Raw genomic sequence first — 23,633 nt, 5'->3', positions numbered from 1 at the left:
GTTTAGGCAGGCTGTGCTCAAGCGATACAGGGCGCTGGATCGATAGATTCGTTTAACACATTGATAAATAAGTAATTAGTGGCTGGCACGGAGGCTGCAATGGCTGTTGGCAGACAGCACTCCGAAGGATGGCCACATGACCCATACATTGCCCCAGACCTTGTTGCTACAAGCCGAAACCCGTGGTTCGGCGATTGCCCTGCGCTACAAACGCCTGGGCATCTGGCACGTCCGTAGCTGGCGCGAATTGGCAGAGGATGTCAGACGGCTCGCCGCTGCTTTACATCAACGCGGGTTCAGTCGCGGCGATGACTTGCTGATCATCAGTCAGGCACGTTCAGAAGCGTTGTTGCTGGCACTGGCCGCGCAGTGGCTGGGGGGCAGCGTCACGCTTTTTGACCCTGATCTCGACAATCGACCGCTGTTGACCCGACTGAAACCGGCCTTTGTGTTGGCCGAAGCCTTGGACGCTGTGCAACAGGTACGCAGCATCGATACACCGCCACGGGTGTTGCTGTTCCTGGACGGGCGTGGACTGAACACGGCCGAAGATCGCGCACTGAACGCTTATGCCGAGTTGTCCGTAGGCGTAACGACGGATGCACCCGCGCCCGTCAGTGACTCGGCAGCCACGGCGTTTGTTTTTCATCCTGCCGGCCTTGGTCAGCCCCAGCGTTTGAGCCATGGGCAGTTGCTGGACGGCGCACGCAAGTTGGTGGCGCGAGAGTCGCTGAGCGCCAGCGAAGAAGCGCTGGCGGCCCGGGTGTTCGCCGCCAGCGGTCAGGCGCGTTACTTGCTGGCGCCGTGGCTGGGCGCCGGCTTCTGCTTGAACTTCCCTGAGGCCCTGGCCACGCGCGACACCGATCGCCGCGAGCTCGGGCCGACGCTGGTGCTGGGTACCCGCGAATCCTATGCCCGCCTTGAGTTCTGGGCCCGGGAGCGCCTGCCGTTGCCAGGCACCTTCAGCCATCGTCTGTACCGCTGGGCGATGGTGCCGGAGGTGAACGGTGTTCGCCGCTGGCTCGGTCACTGGCTGATCCGCCGACCGTTGCTCGACGTACTGGGCATGAGCCGCCTGCGCGTACCGTTGTTGGTCGGGCCAGCGCTGAGCCCAGAGAGCGCCGAGTTCTTTGGTGCGCTGGGCATCCGCCCAGGCAACTGGCAGGAGCCATTCACCCCTCGGGCACTGGTCGATGCGCCAGCCCTCCTGATTTCTCAATCCGTCTGACGAGCCCCCATGAGCGCAACCACTGAATCCGTATTACTGCGGCTCGATGACATCTCCCTGTCGTTCAAGGGCGTCAAGGCCATTACGTCCATCAGCTTCGCTGTGAAGGCCGGGGAAATCTGCGCGCTGATCGGCCCCAACGGCGCCGGCAAAAGTTCGCTGCTGAATGTGATCAATGGCGTCTACCAGGCCCAGAGCGGCAGCGTCAGCTACGCCGGGCAGACGCGTCGACGCATGCGCCCGCACCAGGCAGCCGAGCGAGGCATTGCGCGGACCTTTCAAAACATCGCGTTGTTCAAGGGCATGAGCGTGCTCGACAACGTGCTGACCGGTCGCAACCTCAAACGGCGCAGCAGCTGGGTCGAGCAGATGCTGCGCCTGGGACGTGCCCCTCGCGAGGACGACGAACAACGCCGCCACGCCGAAAAGGTCATCGAGTTTCTGCGCATCCATCCCTGGCGCCATGTGCTGGTGGGTAAGTTGCCGTATGGATTGCAGAAGCGTGTCGAACTGGCCCGAGCCCTGGCCGCTGAGCCGAGGTTGCTGCTGCTGGATGAACCGATGGCCGGCATGAACGCGCAAGAGAAGGGTGAGATGAGCCAGTTCATCCGTGACATCAACCGTGAGTTCGGCACCACCGTTGTGCTGATCGAGCATGACATCGGTGTGGTCATGGGGCTGTGCGATCACGTGGTGGTGCTCGATTACGGTCGCAAAATTGGTGACGGCACCCCTGAGCAAGTGCGCGCCAACCCCGACGTGATCGCGGCCTATCTGGGCACGCGGCGAACCCGCACGGAGCGCCACTGAGCATGGAATTTTTCTTTGAAGTGCTGATTGGCGGGTTGCTGGCCGGCGTCATGTATTCCTTGGTGGCCATCGGTTTTGTGCTGATCTACAAGGCCTCCGGTGTGTTCAATTTCGCCCAGGGCGCGATGGTGCTGTTCGCCGCGCTGACCTTTGTCAGCCTGCTCGAACGCGGCTTTCCATTCGTTTTGGCCTTTATCGTCACCCTGGCGAGCATGGTGGTGCTGGCGTTGCTGGTCGAGAAAATGGTCCTGCGGCCCTTGGTCAATCGCCCGCCGATCATCCTGTTCATGGCCACCCTCGGGCTGTCGTACATGATCGAAGGCCTTGCGCAGTTTCTGTGGGGGGCTCAGGTCCACGGCCTGGAATTGGGCATCGCCGATGAGCCACTGGAAATCCGCGGCATGTTGCTCTCGCAATTCGACCTGTTCGCCGCGGGCACCGCTGCCACCCTGGTGATCGCCTTGTCGCTGTTGTTCAACAAGACCCGGGTCGGTTTGTCCTTGCGAGCGGTGGCCGATGATCCGCTGGCTTCCTTGGCGGTAGGCATTCGCCTGCCACGGATCTGGGCGCTGGTGTGGGCGGTGGCGGGTTTCGTCGGGCTGGTCGCGGGGCTGCTCTGGGGCGCTCGTCTTGGGGTTCAGTTTTCCCTGTCGCTGGTGGTGCTCAAGGCGTTGCCGGTGCTGATCATCGGCGGTTTCTCCTCGATTGGTGGCGCCATTGTCGGCGGGCTGATCATCGGCGCGGCGGAAAAACTCGCCGAGATTTACCTCGGCCCGATTATCGGCAGCGGGATCGAAAACTGGGTGCCTTACGTCCTTGCGTTGCTGTTCCTGTTGGTGCGGCCTGCCGGGTTATTCGGTGAGCGGGCAATCGAACGGGTCTGATTTTCTTTCAAGGAATACTTCCATGCTTTATCGAGAAGCCGGTCAACTGAGCACCACCTACGCGGCAGAGCGGCGCACGTTTCGCTTGCGCCAGGACCGTCTGGGTTTGTGGCTACTATTGGGCTTTGCGTTCTTCGCGGTGCCTTTGCTCGGTAATGACTATTGGTTCAGCGCGATTCTGGTGCCGCTGCTGGTGCTGTCCCTGGCGGGGCTGGGTTTGAACCTGCTGACCGGCTATGCCGGACAACTTTCACTGGGTTCCGCCGCGTTCATGGCGGTGGGAGCGTTTGCGGCCTACAACCTGCAATTGCGAGTGCCGGGGTTGCCGTTGCTGGTGAGTTTTGCCCTGGGCGGGGTGATCGCCGCGCTGGTGGCCGTGCTCTTCGGTTTGCCGAGCCTGCGGATCAAGGGTTTTTACCTGTTGGTGGCGACCTTGGCCGCGCAGTTTGTCGTGGAGTGGGTGCTGACCCGGTTCAGCTGGTTTACCAACGACAACGCGTCCGGGGTTATCACCTCGCCACCGCTGCTGATCGCCGGGCTGGATTTCAGTTCGCCCCGTGGCCGTTACCTGTTGACCCTGGCCGTGGTGGTAGCGCTGTTCTGGCTGGGCAAGAATCTGGTGCGCAGTGAGTTGGGCCGCAACTGGATGGCGGTGCGCGACATGGACACGGCCGCGGCGGTGATCGGTATTCGTCTGTTCAAGGCCAAGCTGCTGGCGTTTGCCATCAGCGGCTTCTACCTCGGTGTTGCCGGTTCGCTGTGGGCGTTCGCCTATTTGGGCACGGTGGAGCCCCACGGCTTTGATCTCAGCCGCTCATTCCAGGTGTTGTTCATCATCATTATCGGCGGCCTGGGCAGTGTGCTCGGCAACTTTCTGGGCGCTGCGTTCATCGTGCTGTTCCCGATTCTGTTGGCCAATGTCTTTGGGCTTTTACCCTCGGGGCTGATCGATTCCGGGCAGTTGGAAAACATTCAGAAAATGCTCTTCGGCGCACTGATCATCGCCTTCCTGATCAAGGAACCCGAAGGCCTGGCGAGGCTCTGGCAGCGTTTTCGTCAACGCGCGCGGGTCTGGCCGTTGCGTTACTGATTCCTTTTATCCCTGACAAAACACCATCGATCTCACACGAGGAACTGCCCTTATGACTCACCGTAAACCGCTGCGCCGCCTGGCGTTGGGCCTGGCCTTGCTGACTGCCGGGCTCAGTGCCGGCGTCCAGGCTGCCAACGAACAGTACTTTCCCTTGCAGAGCTATCGGGTCGGCCCGTACGCCGCCGGTGGCACCGGCTTCTTCGGCGGGTTTATCGATTACCTGCAATACGTCAACGCCAAGGGCGGGGTCAACGGGGTCAAGTTGACCTGGAGCGAATGCGAAACCGAGTACGTGGTGGAGAAGGGCGTCGAATGCTACGAGCGCCTCAAAGGTGGCCTCAACGGTGCGCCAGCGGCCGCGACCAATCCGCTGTCGGTGGGCATTGCCTACGCGACACTGGATCGTTCGACGGCCGACAAACTGCCGCTGATCACCATCAACCATGGCCGCACCGACTCCACCGACGGCAGTGTTTTCCCGTATGTGTTCCCGTTGCAGCTCAACCCGTATTCGGAAGTCTCGGCGATCATCAATTACATCGGCCAGCGCGAAGGCGGGGCTGACAAACTCAAGGGCAAGAAAATCGCCGTGCTCTACCACGGCTCGCCGTATGGCAAGGAAACCAACGGCGTACTGGAAACCCTGGCGAAAAACGCCGGTTTCGAGCTGACCCTTCTGGAAGTGCCGCACCCCGGCAACGAGCAACAATCGCAGTGGTTGAACATCCGTCGCCTCAAGCCTGACTGGGTGATCCTGCGCGGCTGGGGAGTCATGAACCCGGTGGCGCTGAAGTCGGCGCAAAAGGTCGGTTACCCGGCGGATCACATCATCGGCAATATCTGGAGCAACTCGGAAGAAGACGTGGTCCCGGCCGGTGCTGCCGCCAAAGGGTTCATCTCGATCACCACCCACCCTTCGGGCACTGATTTCCCGGTGCTGCAAGGCATCAAGCAAAACGTGGTGGACGCCAGCAAAGGCAACCTGGCCGATCCGAAGCGTTTTGGCACCGTGTACTACAACCTCGGCGTGGTGAACGGCATCCTCAACGTCGAAGCCCTGCGTCTGGCACAGGAAAAGTATGGCGATAAACCGCTGACCGGTGAGCAAGTGCGCTGGGGCTTCGAGCACTTGAACCTCGACGATGCGCGTTTGCAGGCCTTGGGCGCCAAAGGATTGGTGCAGCCATTGAAGCTGTCGTGTGCCGACCATGAAGGCGGTGGCGCCGTGCGTTTTCAGCAATGGGACGGCCAACGCTGGAACCTGATCAGCGACTGGGTCCAGGCTGATCGCGCCTTGTTACGGCCGATCATCGAAGCCTCCGCCGCCCAGTACGCCAAGGAAAAAGGCATCACCCCGCGCAACTGCAGCCAGGAGCAATAAGGTCCGATGAGCCAGAGCTTACAAGCCGACCCGCCATTGCTGAGCGTGGAGCAGGTCGAAGTTTTCTACGAACAGTCGATTCTCGCCTTGCGCGGTGTAACGCTGCAGGTCGGCAAGGGGCAAATGGTGGCCCTGCTCGGGGCCAATGGGGCGGGCAAGAGCACGACGCTCAAGGCGATTTCCAGCCTGGTGCGGGCCGAACGCGGTGAAGTGGTCAAGGGCCGAATTATCTATCAAGGGCAAGTGATCACCGATGCCGACCCCGCCAGCCTGGTGCTGGCGGGGCTGGCCCAGGTGCTTGAAGGGCGGCATTGCTTCACCCACCTGAGCGTCGAACAGAATCTGCTGATCGGCGGATTTGTCGGGCGGCCGTCACGCAAGGTGCTGAATCAGCGTCTGGAGCGCATCTACGGTTACTTCCCCAGGTTGCGCCTGCTGCGCAAGCGCCTGGCCGGCTACACCTCCGGTGGGGAGCAGCAAATGGTTGCCATCGGCCGGGCACTGATGTCCGAGCCGCGTCTGTTACTGCTGGATGAACCGTCCATGGGCCTGGCGCCGCAGGTGGTCGAGGAGATTTTCGAGATTCTCGCCCGGCTCAACCGTGAGGAGGGTTTGAGCCTGTTGGTGGCCGAGCAGAACATCAACATCGCCCTGGATTACGCTCAGTACGCATTTGTGCTGGAGAACGGCCGGGTGGTGGATGAAGGTTCGGCGGCCGGGTTGGCCGTGCGCGAGGATATTCAGAACTATTACTTGGGGGGCGTGGGGTAGGGCACTGTTGAATACTAACTGCACATGAGGCTAACGGCCTTCGCGGCGCGTCGCAGTTCTAGTTTAACGTCGACCGGTATCCGCTGTTTCACGAGTCGTTGCTCGAGGAATGTCTGATCGCCTCGGGTATCAACCTGAGCGTCAATAGCTGCATCCTCTGCTTCTATGGTGGCAGCGTGAGCCTCTATGACCGAGTCGACTTCAGCGTCGCTCCTGGCGGCGTCGAGCGCACCAATGAGTGTCGCCACTTCGTCTTCTTCAGCCTTGCCATAGGCTTCTACGGACAGTCCGGCAGCCAATGCCCGCGCCCGGATTTCCACGCCTTTGAGCGTCTGCTTGGCCTGTCCGCACAGCATGTCGTGTTTTTGGCTTTCGACGATTTTCCATTGGAAAAATCCATACGTCATCGTGCCGATAATCGCTGCTGTGATACCACCGATCAGGATCCGTTTCATGGCTAAAGTCGTGAGTATGGGGGTTGAGAGTTCGGTGGACATCGCTTCGTTCTCTATCAGGAAATGAAAGCGTAGCACCGGAACCGGTCTGGCCCCGTTCAACGTCAATGCAAATTACAGTAGTAAAGGAGCGGCATGTCTTCAAGATTATGGCCTCACGACCCTCGGCGATCAGCTTGGGCAACGAAACGTACCGGCGGTCAGATTGCCTGAATTTTCCCTCCTGGCGGTACTCCACCGTCCGAGGAGCATCCGCTCCTTAATGGCGGTGCAATCCGCCGGGGGAACACGTAATGCCATCGGTCGAAGACTTCAGAATCCAGTCTCACGCTTTCCTGATCGAGCTGGACGCCGCAACGATGGGCATGATGACGCTGGTCTCTTCCAAATGTGTTTCAGGACCAGAATGGGAAGAGGCGACCAAACGGCATCACGATGCTTACGAGATTTGGAATGCCTTCCTTAATGTCTCTACTTCAAGCACTGAGTTAGTCACGCCGTAAATTACGTTGGGCGCTGACTAAGGACGATTGTGCGGGGGACATTCCACGTCAGTTAACCGGGGCGCGACCAGGGGGTCGATCGACAACGCCATACTGACGGCGCTTCTACTGAGTCTGGAATAAAAATTGGCGTCATGAAATAGATGACTGGCGCCCCCCTATGTCGCTTGCAAAGTCGCTACCTTGATCTTTACTAGTCACAGAACGTGAGAGCGCTCCTTATAAAATATGTCTTTTATATCAAGGCTTAATCACGCCTTTTGAAGTTCCGCCTTGATCTTTTTCTGATCTACCCAAAATAAAGCTCAAAGGATGACGAAGAAATGAAAAAGAACGTGGCGGAAGTTATTCGCAAACTCATATCGCCTTCAATGCGATATGAAATAAGAAACGCTTCAAACTGGTTACGAGATATTTTTGGACGTGCGTGTTTCTGGCGCTGGGAAATTGCCAGGTTCAGAGCGCAGAACGAAAGTCCTTACGAAATTCTCTATATCGGAAGGAAAAAGAAGCGGGAGATGGCCAAGCTGCTCATAAGGGGAAAGTCCCAAGGTGATTCCCCTATGGTCGACGGTGAACAGGAACCTGGCGCGTCGAGTCATGTGGTAGGGGTCAGTGAAATGCCGACCTCCGGGGCCTTGTCTGTACCCTTGTATCTGAGTGCCGTCGTACCGCTGGGGCGATCCATCGAGGAGATCACCACAAAATACGATAGCGAATTGCGTCGAAATATACGCAAGAACCGACCGCGCTACCGAATGGTCCAGACGTTGTTGGATGAAGACATTGAAAAGGCAGACAGGGAAATGCTTCGACCTTATGCCACGGCAAGGCAAGGCATCCACGCTGCGCAATTTGCCACGCAAGAGGTTTTCAGGATCGCCAAGACTGTCGGCCGGCTCGACCTGATCATGCTGGAAGACGAGGTTGTTGCATGCCACCTTGGCTGCGTAATAACCCGGGGCGGAAAGCGCTACTGGAGCACGCTACGTTTCGGATATACCGAGGCGATATTTTCAGATGCCAAAAAACTGCGTGAAGTGAACTCGATTACCACCTTCATGGCACTTGAATGGGCGATAGACAATGGCTTCGATTATTACGACATCGGTCTTTGCCTGGCGCGACCGGATGACGGACTTCTGAAATGGAAAAGAAGGCGCGGCGGCGATATTGATTCCCTGGGAAACCACGCTTATATGTTTGTCCGGCTGCCCAAGACAGGGGCCGCCAAATTCCTCTGGGACACGCCGCTATTCGCTGTCGAAGGAAAGGAAATGACCCTTCACCTTGGCTTGCCGGACGGGCTAAGCGATGAGGAGGTCGCCAGCCGTTATCATGAAATGGTATTTGGCGGGCTGCACAAGATTTATCTGTATTGCGCCAAGAGTTCGGGCGAACAGTTTCTCGAAACCTTGCGTAGTCGCTACGCCGGTTTGCAGACCCCACCCATTATGAAAAGGATTGCATCCAGCTGAGCAATGTCCACGACTGAAATAAACAGAGCGCTTCGCGTCTGGCTATTGACCCTGTCCCGCAGGGAGGACTCTTCATGGAAAGTGATGTCTCGCCAATAAGTACGTCGACCACTGGCAATCGAAAAAAATGGACCCTTGCCGCCTACCGGTATATGGCAAGAAAAAGATTCGCACGAAAGGCGGAGATCAACTTGAAAAGCCTGGCGGCGAAAACCTGGAATGTTGCTCCGGGTGGGACATCGTATTCTCCGCCTGCATTCTTTCTGCCCAATCAAATGGACCGTGTCACAGGATGGGAGGCGAAGCGCTTTTATCCTTTCGAGCATCCCGCTCGCACAATGGAAGGGCTGGGCAACGTCGTACAAGCTCCGACACGTGGCTACCTGATCAAGGATGTCTGGCTGATCGATGGAGCGCTCTACAAAGACAATGCAAGTCACTGGTTGTCTCTCAAGCCCGGTATGTTTCCGCGAATTCACGTGGAAAACGAGATCGAGCGCGGTGCCGCCTACTGCACGCAAAATGGAAACACATGGTTTGGCACATGGTTGATGGAAGACTGCCCGACCTATTCATTGGCATGCGACGAAGGCGTCCCGGTAACCACCGCGCCATCCGCCAGGTTTCCTCTGTTTACCCAGGCTCCCGCCTATGAGGACTGGTTTGATATGAAGCCGCTTCGCCTGCACAGTGCGTTTTTTCATGAGCTCGTGCTGTTCGACGATGTGAGCAACAATCAAAGCAGGCACTTACGCTTCCGTGCCATGGGTGAAAAGCTACTGTCGCACGTGAGCTATGACACTCACCCTGGCGTGTTCATTCTGCGGGGTGGCGACGGTGACTTGCGTTTATTGCGCAATGAAATGGAGCTCGCTGAACATCTGCGCAAGACCAGAGGGTTTCGCATCATCAATCCTTTGAAAACCGATGTTCCGACGATAGTGGCGACGTGTGCCGGGGCGCGGACCGTGGTGGGGGTCGAAGGGAGCCAGCTTGTACATGGCATCAATGTGCTGCCGCAGGGTGGTTCGTTGCTGGTACTGCAGCCACCGAACCGTTTCGTCAGCTACTTCAAGTACCTGACGGATCGCGACAACCAGAATTTTGGCTTTGTGGTCGGAACGCCAGAGGGCGATGGCTTCAAAATCGACATTCAAGAGGTTGAGCGCACACTGGACATGTTCCCATCCTGATGGGTGATGGCGCCTCCCTGCGATTCACCGTATCAGTGCTCTTTGACTTTCTTGATGCGCAAAATAATCAGCGCAAGGATGGCGATCGCGAGGGGTGTCATGGCCAGCATCGCCTCTCGCGGGGCCACCTCGGCGCCGAGCAGGTGCAACCCTGAGTAGCCAAGTTTGAGCAGGTTCAGCAGGTAGTAAGTAATGGCAATAATCGACAGGCCTTCGACGGCGCGCTGGATCTTGATCTGGGCGTCGGCGCGGGCATTCAGGCTTTTGAGAATTTCCGAGTTCTGTTCTTCCATTTCCACCTGAACCCGCGCTTGCAACAGGTCGCCCAGGTTGGCCACGCTTTTCGCCAGGTGCTCCAGGCGTTGTTCGGTGGCGGTGCAGTACCTGACGGTGGGTTTGAAGCGGCGCTCGATGAACACCCCGAGGCGCTGGCAATCGCCGACGTGACTTTCCCGCAATTCGCCCAGACGCTCGTACACGAGTTGGGCATAGGCTTGGGTGGCACTGAAGCGGTGGCGGGTTTTCGCGGTACTGCTGACCACTTGGGCTGACAGGTTGGAGATGTCCGCCAACAGGGCTTTCGCGTTGCCGCTGTCAGCGCCGGCGTTACGCTCGGAGAGGGTGACCAAGGTCTTGTCAAAGACATCGAGTTGCGCGCTCAAGGTCTTGGCCGTGGTCAACGACAGCGAGGCCATCATGCGGTAGGTCTCGATTTCCAGCAGACGGCGGATCATCCGCCCTTGGCGGTAAGCGTTGAGGCGCCGATTGATGAACAGGATGTGGTTGTTGCCATCCTCGCTGAGACGAAAATCGCTCCAGACCACCGCATCGCCACCGCCCACGCAGGAACCGCACGGGTCCTTGAAGCCGTAGCCGGCGAGGTCCAGGCCGGCTTCGCCACGCACGACGATCTGCACCGAGTTGATCAGCTGCGGCAAATGCGCTTCGACCTTCTGCGCCAGCACCTCGGGCAACGATGTCCAGGACAAGTCATCGCAGGATGAAGTGACCACCAGGGTCAGGGTGAAGAACTCGGCGTGGCGTTCCCATTTCAGGGCGTGGCCATCGAGTTGGGTGATGCCCTGGGCGGCATGAGGATCGATCGGAGCAGGGCAGCAGCGCTCCAGCAGCGCATTGCACTCCGGTTCCCCGCCAAGGAAGGCCAGATGAAACACATGGGCCGGTTCGTCGAAATACAGTGACGGACGCGCGTGCAGTTCGTTGTGCAGGGTTTGTCTTTGCGGATGCATGCTGTTCAGGCCATCGATCGACTGCTGTTGTAGGTGGGACAGGTCGATGAACTGATGAGTCACACGCTCAAAAAAGGCGCCTTGTAAATGGTGAGTCAGGCGCCAAAAACGGTAGGAACGGGTTACTTCTTGCTTGATTGCTCTCTGATCTGAGTCAGGCTGAGTCGAGGAGTCAATGCTTCAGGGTCGACTCTGACCTCAATCAAGGATGGCCGGGACATTTCAAGGCAGCGCTCAAACGCTGGCGCAAATTGCGACGTGGCGGTGACCACCTCGCCATGCAGTCCATAAGCTTGGGCGAGTGCGGCGAAATCCGGGTTGTGCAATTCAGTGCCTGACACGCGTCCAGGGTAATTGCGTTCCTGGTGCATTCTGATGGTTCCGTACATTCCGTTGTTGATCACCACGAAAATCACATGGGCCCCATATTGCGCAGCAGTCGCTATCTCCTGGCCGTTCATCAAGAAGCAGCCATCCCCGGAAAACGAAACCACTACTCGCTCCGGGCACGTCAGTTTGGCGGCCACCGCCGCAGGAACGCCGTAGCCCATGGAGCCATTGGTAGGGCCTAACTGAGTACGGTACTGGCGGAACTGATAGAAGCGTTGAAGCCAGACGGCATAGTTTCCGGCGCCATTGGTCAGGATCGCGTCGTCTGGAAGTCTGCGATTCAACCACTCAATGATTTCGGCCATTTGCACATCGCCAGGGGAGGGCGAGTGTTGCAGATTGTCGCGGTAGTTGTTGTTGAGGGTGCGCGTCCATTCACTCTTTACCTGGCTGGCCACCGCTGGAAGCGTTGCGGCTGATTTGGCAAAGGTCGACATGCTGCTGTTGATCGCTAACGCAGGTTGGTAAACCCGTCCCAGTTCCTCGATGCCTTGGTGAATATGGATCAAGGTTTGCTTCGGCACCGGGATGTCCAGGGCCGCATACCCGCCCGTTGAAACTTCACCCATTCTGGAACCCACGACCAACAGCAGGTCGGCGTTTTTTACCGCCGAGGACAGTTGCGCTGACGCGGCGAAACCAAGATCGCCGACATAGTTCGGGTGTCGATTGTCGAACAGGTCCTGGCAGCGAAAAGAGGCGGCAACCGGGATGTTTTGCTGTTCAGCAAAAAGTCGGATGTCGTGCACTGACTCGGTATCCCAACCGCTGCCACCCAGCACCATCAGTGGCCGCTCTGATCGCTCAAGCAGTTGCTGCATGGCGGCCATTTGCTCGGCTGCCGGGGTCATCAATACGCGTTTGAACGCCCCGGCATCACTGACTTCCGCCATTTCGGTCAGCATGTCTTCCGGCAGTGCGACCACTACAGGTCCAGGCCTGCCATTGACTGCCCGGTGGAACGCCTGGCTGATCAGTTCGGGAATTCTGCGGGTGTCGTCTATTTGCACGACCCATTTCGCCAAGGGGCCAAACATCTGGCGGAAATCAACTTCCTGGAAGGCTTCGCGATACTGCTGATCGCGAGCGACTTGGCCAATGAACAGAATCATCGGCGATGAATCCTGGAACGCTGTGTGAACGCCAACCGAGGCGTTCGTTGCACCCGGGCCTCGGGTCACGAAGCAAATGCCTGGCTCTCCGGTGAGCTTGCCGTAGGCTTCTGCCATATAGGCCGCCCCACCTTCCTGGCGGCACACCACCAGATCGATTTCTTCTTGCACGTCATGCAATGCATCGAGAACCGCGAGGTAGCTTTCTCCAGGAACACAAAAAGCTCGTTTGACGCCATGGATGCGTAAGGCATCCACCAATATCTGACCTCCGCTACGACGAGAAATGGTTTTATTCATTGTTATCTCCTGAGTCGAATGGTGCGGTGTGAAAGGGTGAGTCGCGCTCTTTCTGACAGGTACTGACTCGATCAATTGGAAGAACAACGGCTAACGTTTGCGCCACGAATTCTGAGCATCATCGGGTAGGGGGACAAACGATGATTGCTCAGCACTTCATTCCTTCAGCTATTGAAGTCGGACTTCAAGTCGCCCAGTGACTTTTTTATGCTATCGCACGCTTCAGGCGTGGCTACAAATCGTGAAATTGCAATTTCACCCGACTACCGACTAATATACGATCCATATACATTTCATATTGGATTGAGCAGTGGGTATCGTAAAAATCTCAGAAGCCATGCACGAGAATCTACGCGTCGCCAGCGACGCGTTGAGTCGCTCGATCAACGCACAAGCCGAGCACTGGATGCGCATCGGGATGCTTGCGGAGTTATATCCAAACCTGGACCACAGCGACCTCTGCCGCTTGCTGATTCGTGCCGAACTGGCTGGCGGCCTCGATGTTAAACAGCTGTGCGCACTCGCCGATTTTTCGCAAAGCACCCAGGTTGATGCAGCATCAGGAGTCAAGCAATGAAGGCCAATGTCAGGCTCAATACCCCGGCAGAAATAGCCATGTCTCGTGCTGCGGGCACGCTGGCCGCCGAGGTCCTGGCCATGATTGCTCCGCATGTCAAAGCGGGGGTCACCACCGACGAACTGGATCGGCTCTGTCACGACTACATCGTCAACGTGCAGAAAGCCATTCCGGGGAATGTCGGCTATCACGGCTTCCCGAAAACCGTGTGTGCATCGGTCAACCAGGTGGTCTGCCATGGCATTCCTTCGGCCACGCCACTAAAGGATGGCGATATCGTGAATATCGACATTGCCGTTATCAAGGAGGGTTGGTACGGCGATACCAGCCGCATGTACTTCGTGGGTGAGCCCGGCCCGGATGCCCGACGCCTGGCAGAGACGACCTATGAAGCGATGTGCGCCGGTATTCGCGTCGTCCGCCCCGGCGCTACGCTGGGTGACATTGGCCATGCCATTCAGAAGGTGGCCGAAAGAGACGGATTCAGCGTCGTGCGCGAATACTGCGGTCACGGTATCGGCAAGATTTATCACGATGAGCCGCAAGTCCTTCACTACGGCTACCCAGGCCAGGGGCTGGTACTGAAAGCCGGCATGATCTTCACCATCGAACCCATGTTGAACGCTGGCAAACGCCATGTGAAAACGCTGGCTGATGGCTGGACCGTGGTCACCAAGGACCACTCACTTTCGGCTCAGTGGGAGCATATGGTCGCGGTCACTGACGACGGCTTCGAGGTTCTGACCCGTTGGCCCGACAGTGTCGATGGGTATCCCGCCATCGTTTAGGCGCAGCTTGCGAGTGATACAACGCTACGTCACGGCTTTCAGCTGGCCTGATCAATCGTAAAAATGGCGCTAGTGGTTTTGAAACTTCTACAGTTAGCATTGAGGTTTATCAACGCACCCAACGACAGGTTGGGTTACGTCACCGAGTAGGCCGAACATTGATCGAACGACGCCAATTTAGCGGAGGCATGAAGGGGAAAAATCTCCGCTATCTGAATGAGAACCCCAACGAGAAAACTCAAATGGTTCGGGCAGGATTTCTGTTGCTTGAGCATTTCTCGCTGCCCGCATTCACGCAAGCACTGGATACGATTGTCACCGCGAATCTTCTGCGACCCGGGTTGTTCTCTTCCCGAACGTTCGGCTTGACCGATGAGGAGGTCATCAGCGACCTGGGACTGGTCATTCGCCCGGATACCCGTTTTGATTGTTCAGTGATCCAGGACCTGGACCTTCTGGTCATTTGTGGCGGCTACAGGACAGAACTCAAAGCGACGGATGAACTCATCTCGCTGTTGAGGGCTGCATCAGACCAGGGTGTCAGTCTGGCCGGGTTGTGGAATGGTGCATGGTTCCTGGGAAGGGCAGGCTTGCTTGACGGATATCGTTGCGCGATTCACCCCGAACATCGCCCCGCGCTCGCGGAAATCTCCAAGGCGACGCATGTCACCAGTGAGCCCTACGTCATCGATCGAGACCGGCTCACGGCTTCCAGCCCCTCGGGGGCATTCCACATGGCGCTGGACTGGATCAAAGGACTGCACGACAAAGCACTTGTCGAGGGTATCGAGGACATCCTGGCTTTCGAGGAGTCGCGTTATCGGCGCATAAAACCGACTGAAAATATCTGTGTGAGCGCGCCATTACGCGAGGTGGTGAAGCTGATGGATGCCAACCTCGAAGAGCCTCTGGAGTTGGAGCAGTTGGCCGTATACGCAGGCCGTTCGCGTCGACAACTCGAGCGCTTGTTCAAGGAGCAACTGGGCACAACGCCGCAACGGTATTACATGGAATTGCGGATAACCGAGGCGCGTCGGTTGCTCCAGCACACAGAGCTGTCCCAGGTGGACGTGTTGGTTGCGTGTGGCTTTGTATCGCCCAGCCATTTCAGCAAGTGCTATAGCTCGTACTTCGGATACAGGCCTTCCAAGGAAACGCGACTGGTCAAATAACACTGTTTTTTGAGTCTGTGCTGACTCGTGGTTTGCACAGACGTTTTGGTTACGGACGACGGCTTGCCCGGTAGGTGTATCGCAAACCCATCAACAGAAGCAGGGTGATCAGGCCGAGGCCCAGCCCACGAGTCATCGCCGGTTTAATCAATGGCACAGGGTTATCTTGTTGGCAGGCTGCGCTATCGTCTTCCACGACGGTGATTTGCCCGTAGTCTGTCAGGTGCCGCTTTTCGCGATTCAGGATCGTCGCCTGTTGTTCCAGATCCAAAGCCTGATACTTCCAGAGCGTTGGCGATCCTTCTCGGCAATAGGTGAACGTTTTCGGGTTTGACGCGGCAATAATACAAGCGTCTTCGATGCCCCGTTTTTTCAGCGTTTCGGCAGCCGACCGTGTGAAGTCCAGGTCGAGGACGGGAATAACCCCTGTAGCAGAAGCCGCGACCGAAACCAAAAGGGTGCCCGCGAAGCAGATTGTTGAAATTTTCAAGGTAGGGTTCCCCTTGTTGATTTTTTATTTTTATAGGTGCGCGCGGAGCTTGGTGAGCCTGCCTTTAATGACGCTTGGCAATCAATGAGCCAGCCAGCTCTGGCGGGCCAAAGTCCCCAACCTTGGGGGTATTCCTGAAAGTGGAGCGGTCTGCCTCAGCACCAGCGCTCGCCTGCCAAGCCCTGTCAGGCATCGCAATGAGGCCAAAGCAAGGCCTGAGCCAATAGCCAAGTATTTCGACGAGACCGATGCCTCGGGGGCGTCACCCGGGAGCTTTCGCGCGTCGCCTCGTCTGGGGTGACATCGTTCGACCATCACGCCGTCTTCGACGCAATAACTCGTCTGCCTTCTTGCAGACGAGGAAATCCCTGCTTAACTCTGAACATATGGTCAGTCAGTGACTCATTGGTCACGGTGACCATTCGAGCACCCTCGCGCTGTTGTCGCTTGTCCGTGTTTCCAGATTAAGCCCGAGGAGGCCTATGCGTTGACGTTTGAAAATCACCCTGAGTTATTAGTTATTAATGTATTGGCCTGGCACTTGACTGTCAGGTCCACGTGTTCTGCTGTCTGCGACAGGGCCCTGTGGGCATCCCAAACGCTGTGCGCTTAGTCCAATGGGTTCAAGGAAGTAAATGTCATGATGCCGAAAACTGCCATCGTCGAGATCTGCGGGAAGTACAAGGTTTATACCGAGCACTATCTCAACACTGCCGCTGACAAGACCATCATTCTGGTCAACGGCTCACTGGCAACGACCGCATCTTTTGCCCAAACGGTGCGTTACCTGCAGCCGCGATTCAATGTGGTTCTCTACGACCAGCCCTACGCCGGTCAGTCGAAGGAACACAACCTCCACGGCCAACCGATCAGAAAGGAAGACGAGGCCGCGATACTGCTGGATTTGATCGAACACTTTGGTGCGCACCACGTGCTGTCCTTTTCCTGGGGCGGTGCGGCCACCTTGCTGGCGCTGGCTCAGCGTCCGCGGAGAATCGAGAAGGCGGTGATCAATTCATTCGCAGCGCGTATCAATACACCGATGCGCGATTACCTGGAGAGCGGCCTGAACCACCTCCAGGCGTGCGACCGCCTCAATGTCGGTCGCTTGATCAACAGCACAATCGGCAAGCACCTGCCATCGCTGTTCAAACGCTTTAATGACCGCCATGTCAGAAGCCTGGACGAGCACGAGTACAGACAGATGCATTTCCACGTCAATGAGGTGTTGACCCAAGACACCCATTGTTATGTCGCCTGTGCCGCTGCCATCGAAATACCGCTGCTGTTTGTCAACGGCGAATGGGATGAGTACACCTCGGTCGAAGACGCCCGGCTGTTCGCCGATCATGCGGCTCAGTCCCGGTTCCATACCATCAAGAACGCCGGGCACTTCCTCGATATGGAACATACAGCGGCCTGGCAAGAGACCCGGCAGGCCTTGCTCGGTTTTCTGGACCCGGCTTCCAGGAGGCAGGGCCGCGTTGCCTCAGAGATCCAGGTCAATCACGTATGAGCGATTAAATTCCGGGTTTTCATCAATGCCATTTTTGGCATAGCCCCGGGCGTTGCAAATGACGCGAGTGTTGCCCACCTGGTAGTCAAAGCTCCCATGGGTATGGCCATGCAGCCAAAGTGCCGGGTGCCAGACCTTGATCCGGTCTTCGAGGTCTGAAACAAAACTCGCGTTAATCGGCGAACTCTCAAACAGCGGGCTGATGCTCAATCGTGTCGGTGCAAAATGCGAAACCACCACCGTGGGCGTGGTGCTGTCGCGGGTGAAGCAGTCTTCCAGCCAGGCGACTGTCTGTAAAAAAATCAGTTGGGAAATGGCCGGGCTGAACAGGTCTGGAAAATCTGGCGAGATTTTTATGTGGGTGAAGTCCCGCATGAGCTTCGTAGCCAGATCAACACCCTGCGCCCGATGCTCCGCAGAATCGAAAAGTCGATAGTCAGACCACAGCGTGCAACCCAAAAACCGCACGCCGTTGTGGAGATACTCCGAGCGTTCCAATACGTGGATCTGTGTGCCTTGCGACAACCTGTTCAAGTGCTCGTAGGTAGAGATCAAGTCGCTGCCATAAAACTCGTGATTCCCTGCCACGTACACGATCGGAATAGGGCACGATTTGGCCCACTCAATGGCCATGGCCGGTCGGGAGATGTCTCCCGCGAGGACGACAATGTCGGCATCCACCTCGGGAAAAGGTACCGCGTTGACGGACAAATGGATGTCTGACAGCAAGGCGATGCGCATCGATCAACTCCTACCTGTTTTGAATCGCAGCCCATTCTACTGACAAGTTGATAACCTCCTGCCACACCTTATTTTCGTTGCAGCCAAAGTTGCTGTCGTTGCAGAACCGATTGAGCCGTCTCTCCCACCAGTTCGCTGTAAACGGCTGGCGCAGTGGCGCCTTCGGTGCTGATGAGCAGAACCCGTGAAGACTCATCAATCTCCACTTCAGCGGCCAGGTGGGGCGACTTGAGCAACTGGATCAACCCCGCGAGCCCGGCCACGGCCGACTCACCGGCCACCAGCGGAACGTCCCGATCACTGCCCCGCGCCAGCCTGCGCATGGCGTTGACGGCATCCTCATCTTCAATCGTCGTGAAATGGTCGATGCTGGTCTGCAGGAACTTCCAGGCCAGGGGCGAGGTTTCACCGCAGGCCAACCCGGCCATCACGGAATCCACTGAACCTTGGGTTTTCGCCGCATGGCCGGCGAGGGCGCTTTGGAACAGGCAGTCGGCCTGTTGCGGTTCGACGACGATCATCGCCGGTCGTGCTGTGCCATAAAGCTCCCAGAAGTAACTGGCGATTCCAGCCGCCAGACCACCTACGCCGCCCTGAAGGAATACGTGAGTGAAGGTTTGGCCACTGGCCTGCTCAACGACTTCCGCTGCAATAGTGCCGTAGCCTTGCATCACATCCCGGGGAATGTCTTCGTAGCCCTCGTAGGAGGTGTCAGACACCACCTGCCAGTTGTGCTCGACGGCCAGCGCGGCGGCTTCTTCAACCGATTCATCGTAGTTGCCGGGGACTCGCACGATCTGTGCACCATAGGCGGCGATGGCCTGTTCCCGTTCGATGCTGACATTGGCGTGCAGCACAATGACGCAACGGCAACCGACGCTTTGTGCCGCCGCGGCGAGGGCACGGCCGTGGTTGCCGTCGGTGGCGCTGATCACCGTAAAGTCCTTCAAGGCGTCGCAGTAGTCGCCCATCAGCAGGCCCCGGGGTTCGAAAGGGTGTTCGGGGAACAGCCTCAGGATTAACCGCACCAGGGCAATCGGTGCGCCCAGCGCTTTGAAACTCCCCAGCGGCGAACGGCTCGACTCATCCTTGATCAGGAGCCCGGCGATACCAAGATTGGCAGCCAGGTCTGGCAGGCCGAACAAGGGTGTGCTGGCGCGATTGAGTGCGTTCCAGTTCGCCAGCCAGGTGCGGCTTTCGGCGGCTGTCTGAATGTTCAGGATGGCCTTGAGGTCATCGGGATAGGTATTACGGCTGGCGTTGGGGTTGGCGATCAGCATCGTCGGTTCCTGGTGGTGGGCAGTGGAGTGAAATAATATCTCGCTGCTGTCACACTCTTTTCTTGAAATCGGCACAGTCGCCGCACTTTCATTACCTATTCATGCGTTTTACATCAATTTTATTGCGAGCCCCTTCACCATGAGTCTCGATGCCTTCGACCTGAAGCTGATTGCCGAAGTCCAGCAAGACGCCGGCCTGTCCCAAAGCGAACTGGGCGCGCGGGTCAATTTGTCCTCGGCCGCCGTTAACCGCCGCCTTAAACGCCTGACTCAGGACGGCTTCATCAAAGGCACTGTGGCGGTGGTGGATCAAGAGAAACTCGGCTACCCGCTGACCATCGTCGCTCAAGTCGAAGTGGAGAGTGAGCGTCTGGATCTGCTGGACGCCATGAAGCGCAGCTTCGCCAACTGCCCGCAGGTGCAGCAGTGTTACTACGTCGCCGGGGAGTGGGACTTTGTGCTGGTGCTGGCGGTGCGCAACATGGAGCAGTACACAGAGCTGACACGAGAGTTGTTTTTCGAGAACAACAATGTGAAGCGCTTCAAGACGCTGGTTTCCATGAGCAACGTAAAGGTGGGGTTGCAGGTGCCGGTGGAGGTAGTTTGAGCTGAGCAGTCAATGTCGCAGTAGCCTGCGCCAGCGACTATATGAGCTGCGCACCTCGCGCCTCTAACAACTCCCGCAATACCGACCGATGGCAATGCGCTTCATCTTCGCAGTAACAGCCAATGGCCAGTGACGTTTGGTGGGACAACGCCGCCAACAAATCGAGCAATTGGCTGGGCGCCGGGTGGTTCATTTCGGTCTTGAACTTGCGCTTGAAGGCTTCCCACGCCTTGGCGTCTTCTGCCGCTTTGGCTTCTGCGACCAGTTCTGCACTGGGAGACAGCAGCGGCTGCCACACGTCATAAAAATCCCGACTGGCAAACTCGGCTTTCGGCACGCCACGCGGCGGGCGACGTACCGTGCCCAGGCGCAGGCCTTCATTGACTACGCGCGGTGAACCGAGGCGCACGATATGGATGGGCATGGTCGATGTGTTCCCTCTTATGGCCGATTTCTGCCGTGTGCGGGAGAAATCGGCCACGCTCTGGAGTCCTTTTTCACCGCGAGTTTTCGAACCACTCCAGCGCCGTGCGCCAGATGCAGATCCCCAGGAAGTAAGCCGACATCAGCAGCCAAAGCCCCATCACCATTGGGTTGATGACCGGATGGTTGACCACCAGCGACAAGCTGCACAGCAGCCAGATGGCCGTTACCGCGATGTTGATCGGCATGAACTTGCGCACGCGGAACGGGTGGAGGAACTTCATCCGGGTCACGGTCAACAGCGCCAGGCCAATGATGGTGAGAAGAGTGATCCACGGCGACGGGGCGATGATGTACAGGCACAGGGCGACCACGTTCCAGGCGGCGGGGAAGCCCTGGAAGTAGTTGTCCTTGCTCTTCATGTTGACGTTGCAGAAGCAAAACAGCGACGAGACCAGAATCAGCGACACGGACAGCAGCAGCGTGTAGTCCGGCAAGGGGATGTAACGATAAATGAACAGCGCGGGGATAAACACGTACGTCAGGTAGTCGATGACCAGATCGAGGATCGAGCCATCGAAACTTGGCAGTACCGACTGGACATTGACCTTGCGTGCCAACGCGCCATCCAGCCCATCGACGATCAAGGCTACGCCCAGCCACAGCAGGCAGTTTGTGGCCTGATTTTCCAGCAGGGCGAGGGTCGCGAGGAAGGCAGTGACCACGCCAGTGGCGGTAAAACCATGGGCGCCCCAAGCTTTGAGCCTGGCGATGTGTAGGGTCGATATCACGGGGGCGTTCTCCAGAAAGTGAAGCAAGCCTGTTATCACCCCTTCAATGGGGGGTGTCGGCAAACCAAGTCAGGTTGCATGTATCGACCGGGTATCCGGGGATAAGGTTCACCATCTGTAAATCTTAGCTGGGTGGCAAAAAAATACCCCGGATAAATCCGCCGGTATTAAATGAAGCATCGGCGCTGGGCGATACGTTTTACTCAAGCGCAGTGATCGGCGGTTTGACCTTGTGCAGACAGGCTCATTCACAGCGTCTTGCTCATGAACACCCGACTCGTGCCTGGCGGGTCGCAGGGCACTTCGCCAAAGCGCTGCCAGCCGTGCTTTTCATAGAACTGCGGGGCCTGGAAACTGAGGGTATAGAGCACCGCCGAGCGGCAACCGCGACGACGGCCTTCGTCCTCGTACGCGTTGAGCAGTCGAGACCCGAGCCCGGAGCCACGCAGTGACTCGGGCAGGTAGAACAAATCGAGGAACAGCAGACCGAGCGACGTACGGCCGGTAATACCGCCCAACACCTGATGGGTATCCGGATCGCGGACCGTGACCGCAAGCGACTGACGGTCGTTGATGCCAGTCATCTGATCATTGAAGGCACTCAGCCCGGCGCTGAGTACGTGCTCGACTTCAGGTTCGATGACGTCGCTGACGACAATCAGGTGGCGGTCCATGTGTTCGTTGATCCTCTGGGCATCGGGTTGGCGAGGGTAGAACACTCGCAGCCGATGGTCATCGGGGTCAAGCGCAATAAGGGTTTTACGTCAGCCAAACGGTGGTGGCGCATTTGTCGGCGAGGACTATTGTTGCCTGACTGGGTCACTCCAACCGATGAGGACATCGTCATGAACACCAGCGATCTGCTCGAACAATTACTAAGGGCCGGCCAAGGCTCAATGTCGCAACAGGGTGGCGGTGGCGCGTCGGCCCAAGGTGGTCTCGGCGGTCTCGGTGGATTGCTCGGCGGCCTGTTGGGCGGTGGTGCCGGATCAAGCGCCGGGGGCGGTGGCCTGGGTGGTTTGCTCGGTGGTCTGCTGGGCGGTGGCTCAACCATGGGCGGTTCGACCCAGACCCGTTCGGGTGGCGGCGCCAACTACGCGGCGCTGGCTTCGCTCGGAATGATGGCATTCCAGGCTTATCAAGCCTGGCAACGCAGCCAGGCCTCGGCGCCGCAACAGGCACCGCGCACTGTCGACCTGTTGTCCGGCCCTGAAGTCGAGGACCACAGCCATGCGATTCTTCGTGCATTGATTGCGGCGGCGAAGGCCGATGGCCGGATTGATGACGCCGAAAAGCAGATGATCAGCACCGAAATCGGCCGCCACACCGATGACCCAGAGCTCCAGCAATGGCTGGATGACGAAGTCGCGCGGCCGCTGGACGCCGCCGATGTGGCGCAGTCGGCCACGGATTCCGGCATGGCGGCGGAGATGTACCTGGCCAGTGTGATGCTGGTGGACGATCAGCAGGACGCCGAACGTAGCTATCTGGATGAACTGGCTGCGGCGCTGAACATCGATCCGGACCTGCAAGTGCATCTGGAGCAGCAGGCCAAAGGTGGCGTGGCCTGATGAAAACGGCCTAAGAAGGCTAATGCCAATCAGTTAAGGAACGACACAATCCGTAGCAGCTGCCGAAGGCTGCGTTCGGTTCGGGCCGCGTTCGGACGCAGCAGTCGTGAAATCAGATGATGCGGTGTTTCAGGAAGACCGCAAACTCAGGTTTCACGACTGCTGCGCAGTCGAACGCAGGCTTCGCCAGCTGCTACAAGGAGTGCGTAGTAGCTGAAATTGCTTAACTGATCGGCATTAGCCTGCGAAGGTCGTTTTTTATCTGCTCCGCGTCATTGACTACCGCAACCGACCATCGGAAAAATCCCGGGTTTTTCCCTGTCGGCTAAAATTTCTCGGGGGATTACTTCAACGCGTCCTTTCTAAGCGGGAGTTTCACGATGAAAATCGTATCTTCGCTGACGTTAGTGGTTGCGGTCGGGTGGATCCTTGGGTGCTCCTCAGTACCTGACCCTCAAGTCATCAACGTTCCCTTGAACGCTACTTCCACAAATGCCGGGAGTATCGCCCAGACGACCATGATGCCCAATGGCAGTGGGACCATGTTCTGGTTTGCCGTCAAGGGCAAGACCATGGGCAGCGCATTACCAGGCCGTTTGGAGGCCTACATCTATCCGGGAAGTTGTGCGAGCCTGGGTTCGAAACCAGCCTTTGACCTTAACGACGGCCCTAATGCGAGGTTCTATTCGCCGTCATCGCTCCAGTATTTCTATAAAAGCGCACCTGTAGCCGTCGATACGCTTCGAACGGGCGGCTATGCGTTGGTTGTGCGTGAAAATCCGGCTGATGGAAATCAGAATGCTTTCTGCGGGAATCTGAGCTGAAAACA

Annotated in this window: 25 protein-coding genes; 16 read left to right on the top strand and 9 right to left on the bottom strand. The window is 57.7% G+C overall.

From position 1 onward, the window contains the following. The first annotated feature begins 136 nt into the window (after positions 1 to 136). From ABH912_RS08535 to ABH912_RS08510, 6 genes are read left to right on the top strand one after another with little or no spacing between them, the layout of a single operon-like run. Positions 137 to 1,228 (top strand): AMP-binding protein, encoded by a 1,092-nt coding sequence (locus ABH912_RS08535; protein WP_429510374.1) that lies wholly within the window; start codon positions 137 to 139, stop codon positions 1,226 to 1,228. Between the two features lie 9 nt (positions 1,229 to 1,237). Further along, positions 1,238 to 2,038, top strand: coding sequence for an ABC transporter ATP-binding protein (locus tag ABH912_RS08530; protein WP_429510373.1), 801 nt, complete (start codon positions 1,238 to 1,240; stop codon positions 2,036 to 2,038). Between the two features lie 2 nt (positions 2,039 to 2,040). After that, positions 2,041 to 2,922: a branched-chain amino acid ABC transporter permease gene (locus ABH912_RS08525; protein WP_429510372.1), complete on the top strand. Its 882-nt coding sequence runs from the start codon at positions 2,041 to 2,043 to the stop codon at positions 2,920 to 2,922. A gap of 22 nt (positions 2,923 to 2,944) precedes the next feature. Then, the gene (locus ABH912_RS08520) at positions 2,945 to 4,012 is read left to right on the top strand and encodes a branched-chain amino acid ABC transporter permease (protein ID WP_429510371.1); all 1,068 of its coding nucleotides are present in this window, start codon (positions 2,945 to 2,947) and stop codon (positions 4,010 to 4,012) included. 52 nt (positions 4,013 to 4,064) lie between these two features. Further along, positions 4,065 to 5,396: an ABC transporter substrate-binding protein gene (locus ABH912_RS08515; protein WP_033058715.1), complete on the top strand. Its 1,332-nt coding sequence runs from the start codon at positions 4,065 to 4,067 to the stop codon at positions 5,394 to 5,396. Positions 5,397 to 5,402: 6 nt separating this feature from the next. Next, positions 5,403 to 6,167 (top strand): ABC transporter ATP-binding protein, encoded by a 765-nt coding sequence (locus tag ABH912_RS08510; RefSeq protein ID WP_429510370.1) that lies wholly within the window; start codon positions 5,403 to 5,405, stop codon positions 6,165 to 6,167. 14 nt (positions 6,168 to 6,181) lie between these two features. On the opposite strand, the gene ABH912_RS08505 is transcribed toward ABH912_RS08510, so the two are convergent. Beyond that, positions 6,182 to 6,664 (bottom strand): hypothetical protein, encoded by a 483-nt coding sequence (locus tag ABH912_RS08505; RefSeq protein ID WP_419866198.1) that lies wholly within the window; start codon positions 6,662 to 6,664, stop codon positions 6,182 to 6,184. 251 nt (positions 6,665 to 6,915) lie between these two features. Between ABH912_RS08505 and ABH912_RS08500 the strand changes: the two genes are divergently transcribed. From ABH912_RS08500 to ABH912_RS08490, 3 genes are all read left to right on the top strand, one after another. Beyond that, the gene (locus ABH912_RS08500) at positions 6,916 to 7,125 is read left to right on the top strand and encodes a hypothetical protein (protein ID WP_033058718.1); all 210 of its coding nucleotides are present in this window, start codon (positions 6,916 to 6,918) and stop codon (positions 7,123 to 7,125) included. Positions 7,126 to 7,448: 323 nt separating this feature from the next. Beyond that, a complete protein-coding gene (locus tag ABH912_RS08495) occupies positions 7,449 to 8,603 on the top strand; it encodes a hypothetical protein (RefSeq protein WP_429510369.1) in 1,155 nt (384 codons plus the stop codon). A gap of 74 nt (positions 8,604 to 8,677) precedes the next feature. Then, a complete protein-coding gene (locus ABH912_RS08490; protein ID WP_429510368.1) occupies positions 8,678 to 9,796 on the top strand; it encodes a glycosyltransferase 61 family protein in 1,119 nt (372 codons plus the stop codon). Positions 9,797 to 9,828: 32 nt separating this feature from the next. On the opposite strand, the gene ABH912_RS08485 is transcribed toward ABH912_RS08490, so the two are convergent. Together ABH912_RS08485 and ABH912_RS08480 are read right to left on the bottom strand one after the other, a co-directional pair. Then, positions 9,829 to 11,046: a DUF3422 domain-containing protein gene (locus ABH912_RS08485; RefSeq protein ID WP_429513074.1), complete on the bottom strand. Its 1,218-nt coding sequence runs from the start codon at positions 11,044 to 11,046 to the stop codon at positions 9,829 to 9,831. A 122-nt stretch (positions 11,047 to 11,168) separates the two neighbouring features. Further along, positions 11,169 to 12,848 carry a thiamine pyrophosphate-binding protein gene (locus ABH912_RS08480; protein WP_429510367.1) on the bottom strand — a complete coding sequence of 560 codons (1,680 nt, stop codon included), beginning with the start codon at positions 12,846 to 12,848 and terminating at the stop codon, positions 11,169 to 11,171. Between the two features lie 310 nt (positions 12,849 to 13,158). Here ABH912_RS08480 and ABH912_RS08475 point away from each other — a divergent pair, with 310 nt between their 5' ends. The 3 genes from ABH912_RS08475 to ABH912_RS08465 all read left to right on the top strand — a co-directional run bounded on the left by ABH912_RS08475 (position 13,159) and on the right by ABH912_RS08465 (position 15,385). Then, entirely contained in the window at positions 13,159 to 13,425 is a 267-nt protein-coding gene (locus ABH912_RS08475; protein ID WP_033058726.1) for a ParD-like family protein, read from the top strand. After that, complete coding sequence (map, locus tag ABH912_RS08470; RefSeq protein ID WP_429510366.1) at positions 13,422 to 14,213, top strand: type I methionyl aminopeptidase; 792 nt, start codon at positions 13,422 to 13,424, stop codon at positions 14,211 to 14,213. The genes ABH912_RS08475 and map overlap by 4 nt, the downstream gene beginning before the upstream one ends. A gap of 158 nt (positions 14,214 to 14,371) precedes the next feature. Next, entirely contained in the window at positions 14,372 to 15,385 is a 1,014-nt protein-coding gene (locus ABH912_RS08465; protein ID WP_429510365.1) for a GlxA family transcriptional regulator, read from the top strand. 49 nt (positions 15,386 to 15,434) lie between these two features. On the opposite strand, the gene ABH912_RS08460 is transcribed toward ABH912_RS08465, so the two are convergent. After that, complete coding sequence (locus tag ABH912_RS08460; RefSeq protein WP_429510364.1) at positions 15,435 to 15,875, bottom strand: hypothetical protein; 441 nt, start codon at positions 15,873 to 15,875, stop codon at positions 15,435 to 15,437. 640 nt (positions 15,876 to 16,515) lie between these two features. On the opposite strand from ABH912_RS08460, the gene ABH912_RS08455 reads away from it, so the two are divergent. After that, positions 16,516 to 17,391, top strand: a complete 876-nt coding sequence (locus ABH912_RS08455) for an alpha/beta fold hydrolase (RefSeq protein ID WP_429510363.1) — start codon at positions 16,516 to 16,518, stop codon at positions 17,389 to 17,391. On the opposite strand, the gene ABH912_RS08450 is transcribed toward ABH912_RS08455, so the two are convergent. Together ABH912_RS08450 and ABH912_RS08445 are read right to left on the bottom strand one after the other, a co-directional pair. After that, positions 17,365 to 18,132, bottom strand: coding sequence for a metallophosphoesterase (locus ABH912_RS08450; RefSeq protein WP_429510362.1), 768 nt, complete (start codon positions 18,130 to 18,132; stop codon positions 17,365 to 17,367). The two genes, ABH912_RS08455 and ABH912_RS08450, sit on opposite strands and share 27 nt — an antisense overlap. A gap of 68 nt (positions 18,133 to 18,200) precedes the next feature. Then, positions 18,201 to 19,412: a diaminopropionate ammonia-lyase gene (locus tag ABH912_RS08445; RefSeq protein WP_429510361.1), complete on the bottom strand. Its 1,212-nt coding sequence runs from the start codon at positions 19,410 to 19,412 to the stop codon at positions 18,201 to 18,203. 139 nt (positions 19,413 to 19,551) lie between these two features. On the opposite strand from ABH912_RS08445, the gene ABH912_RS08440 reads away from it, so the two are divergent. Next, positions 19,552 to 20,019, top strand: coding sequence for an Lrp/AsnC family transcriptional regulator (locus ABH912_RS08440; RefSeq protein WP_429510360.1), 468 nt, complete (start codon positions 19,552 to 19,554; stop codon positions 20,017 to 20,019). Between the two features lie 37 nt (positions 20,020 to 20,056). Here the strand turns inward: ABH912_RS08440 and ABH912_RS08435 are convergent, their stop codons facing one another. The 3 genes from ABH912_RS08435 to ABH912_RS08425 form a co-directional block, all read right to left on the bottom strand. Beyond that, positions 20,057 to 20,443 carry a DUF488 domain-containing protein gene (locus tag ABH912_RS08435; protein ID WP_429510359.1) on the bottom strand — a complete coding sequence of 129 codons (387 nt, stop codon included), beginning with the start codon at positions 20,441 to 20,443 and terminating at the stop codon, positions 20,057 to 20,059. 73 nt (positions 20,444 to 20,516) lie between these two features. After that, positions 20,517 to 21,233, bottom strand: coding sequence for a phosphatidylcholine synthase (gene pcsA / locus ABH912_RS08430; protein WP_111448744.1), 717 nt, complete (start codon positions 21,231 to 21,233; stop codon positions 20,517 to 20,519). A 248-nt stretch (positions 21,234 to 21,481) separates the two neighbouring features. Then, positions 21,482 to 21,907: a GNAT family N-acetyltransferase gene (locus ABH912_RS08425; RefSeq protein WP_033058741.1), complete on the bottom strand. Its 426-nt coding sequence runs from the start codon at positions 21,905 to 21,907 to the stop codon at positions 21,482 to 21,484. Positions 21,908 to 22,078: 171 nt separating this feature from the next. Between ABH912_RS08425 and ABH912_RS08420 the strand changes: the two genes are divergently transcribed. Together ABH912_RS08420 and ABH912_RS08415 are read left to right on the top strand one after the other, a co-directional pair. Beyond that, positions 22,079 to 22,804, top strand: coding sequence for a tellurite resistance TerB family protein (locus ABH912_RS08420; protein ID WP_429510358.1), 726 nt, complete (start codon positions 22,079 to 22,081; stop codon positions 22,802 to 22,804). 380 nt (positions 22,805 to 23,184) lie between these two features. Then, complete coding sequence (locus tag ABH912_RS08415; RefSeq protein WP_429510357.1) at positions 23,185 to 23,628, top strand: hypothetical protein; 444 nt, start codon at positions 23,185 to 23,187, stop codon at positions 23,626 to 23,628. The last annotated feature ends 5 nt before the right edge of the window (positions 23,629 to 23,633 follow it).

Source organism: Pseudomonas sp. BT76 TE3572 (genome assembly GCF_050435365.1).
Taxonomy (GTDB): domain Bacteria; phylum Pseudomonadota; class Gammaproteobacteria; order Pseudomonadales; family Pseudomonadaceae; genus Aquipseudomonas; species Aquipseudomonas fluorescens_W.
The sequence above is the reverse complement of the archived record's forward strand: the minus strand, read 5'-3'. Positions and strand labels throughout refer to the sequence as shown.

Coding starts and splice junctions, on each gene's coding strand:
- ABH912_RS08535 (WP_429510374.1), top strand. CDS start 137: ATGACCCATACATTGCCCCAGACCTTGTTGCTACAAGCCGAAACCCGT.
- ABH912_RS08530 (WP_429510373.1), top strand. CDS start 1,238: ATGAGCGCAACCACTGAATCCGTATTACTGCGGCTCGATGACATCTCC.
- ABH912_RS08525 (WP_429510372.1), top strand. CDS start 2,041: ATGGAATTTTTCTTTGAAGTGCTGATTGGCGGGTTGCTGGCCGGCGTC.
- ABH912_RS08520 (WP_429510371.1), top strand. CDS start 2,945: ATGCTTTATCGAGAAGCCGGTCAACTGAGCACCACCTACGCGGCAGAG.
- ABH912_RS08515 (WP_033058715.1), top strand. CDS start 4,065: ATGACTCACCGTAAACCGCTGCGCCGCCTGGCGTTGGGCCTGGCCTTG.
- ABH912_RS08510 (WP_429510370.1), top strand. CDS start 5,403: ATGAGCCAGAGCTTACAAGCCGACCCGCCATTGCTGAGCGTGGAGCAG.
- ABH912_RS08505 (WP_419866198.1), bottom strand. CDS start 6,664: ATGTCCACCGAACTCTCAACCCCCATACTCACGACTTTAGCCATGAAA.
- ABH912_RS08500 (WP_033058718.1), top strand. CDS start 6,916: ATGCCATCGGTCGAAGACTTCAGAATCCAGTCTCACGCTTTCCTGATC.
- ABH912_RS08495 (WP_429510369.1), top strand. CDS start 7,449: ATGAAAAAGAACGTGGCGGAAGTTATTCGCAAACTCATATCGCCTTCA.
- ABH912_RS08490 (WP_429510368.1), top strand. CDS start 8,678: ATGGAAAGTGATGTCTCGCCAATAAGTACGTCGACCACTGGCAATCGA.
- ABH912_RS08485 (WP_429513074.1), bottom strand. CDS start 11,046: ATGCATCCGCAAAGACAAACCCTGCACAACGAACTGCACGCGCGTCCG.
- ABH912_RS08480 (WP_429510367.1), bottom strand. CDS start 12,848: ATGAATAAAACCATTTCTCGTCGTAGCGGAGGTCAGATATTGGTGGAT.
- map (WP_429510366.1), top strand. CDS start 13,422: ATGAAGGCCAATGTCAGGCTCAATACCCCGGCAGAAATAGCCATGTCT.
- ABH912_RS08455 (WP_429510363.1), top strand. CDS start 16,516: ATGATGCCGAAAACTGCCATCGTCGAGATCTGCGGGAAGTACAAGGTT.
- ABH912_RS08450 (WP_429510362.1), bottom strand. CDS start 18,132: ATGCGCATCGCCTTGCTGTCAGACATCCATTTGTCCGTCAACGCGGTA.
- ABH912_RS08445 (WP_429510361.1), bottom strand. CDS start 19,412: ATGCTGATCGCCAACCCCAACGCCAGCCGTAATACCTATCCCGATGAC.
- ABH912_RS08440 (WP_429510360.1), top strand. CDS start 19,552: ATGAGTCTCGATGCCTTCGACCTGAAGCTGATTGCCGAAGTCCAGCAA.
- ABH912_RS08435 (WP_429510359.1), bottom strand. CDS start 20,443: ATGCCCATCCATATCGTGCGCCTCGGTTCACCGCGCGTAGTCAATGAA.
- ABH912_RS08425 (WP_033058741.1), bottom strand. CDS start 21,907: ATGGACCGCCACCTGATTGTCGTCAGCGACGTCATCGAACCTGAAGTC.
- ABH912_RS08420 (WP_429510358.1), top strand. CDS start 22,079: ATGAACACCAGCGATCTGCTCGAACAATTACTAAGGGCCGGCCAAGGC.
- ABH912_RS08415 (WP_429510357.1), top strand. CDS start 23,185: ATGAAAATCGTATCTTCGCTGACGTTAGTGGTTGCGGTCGGGTGGATC.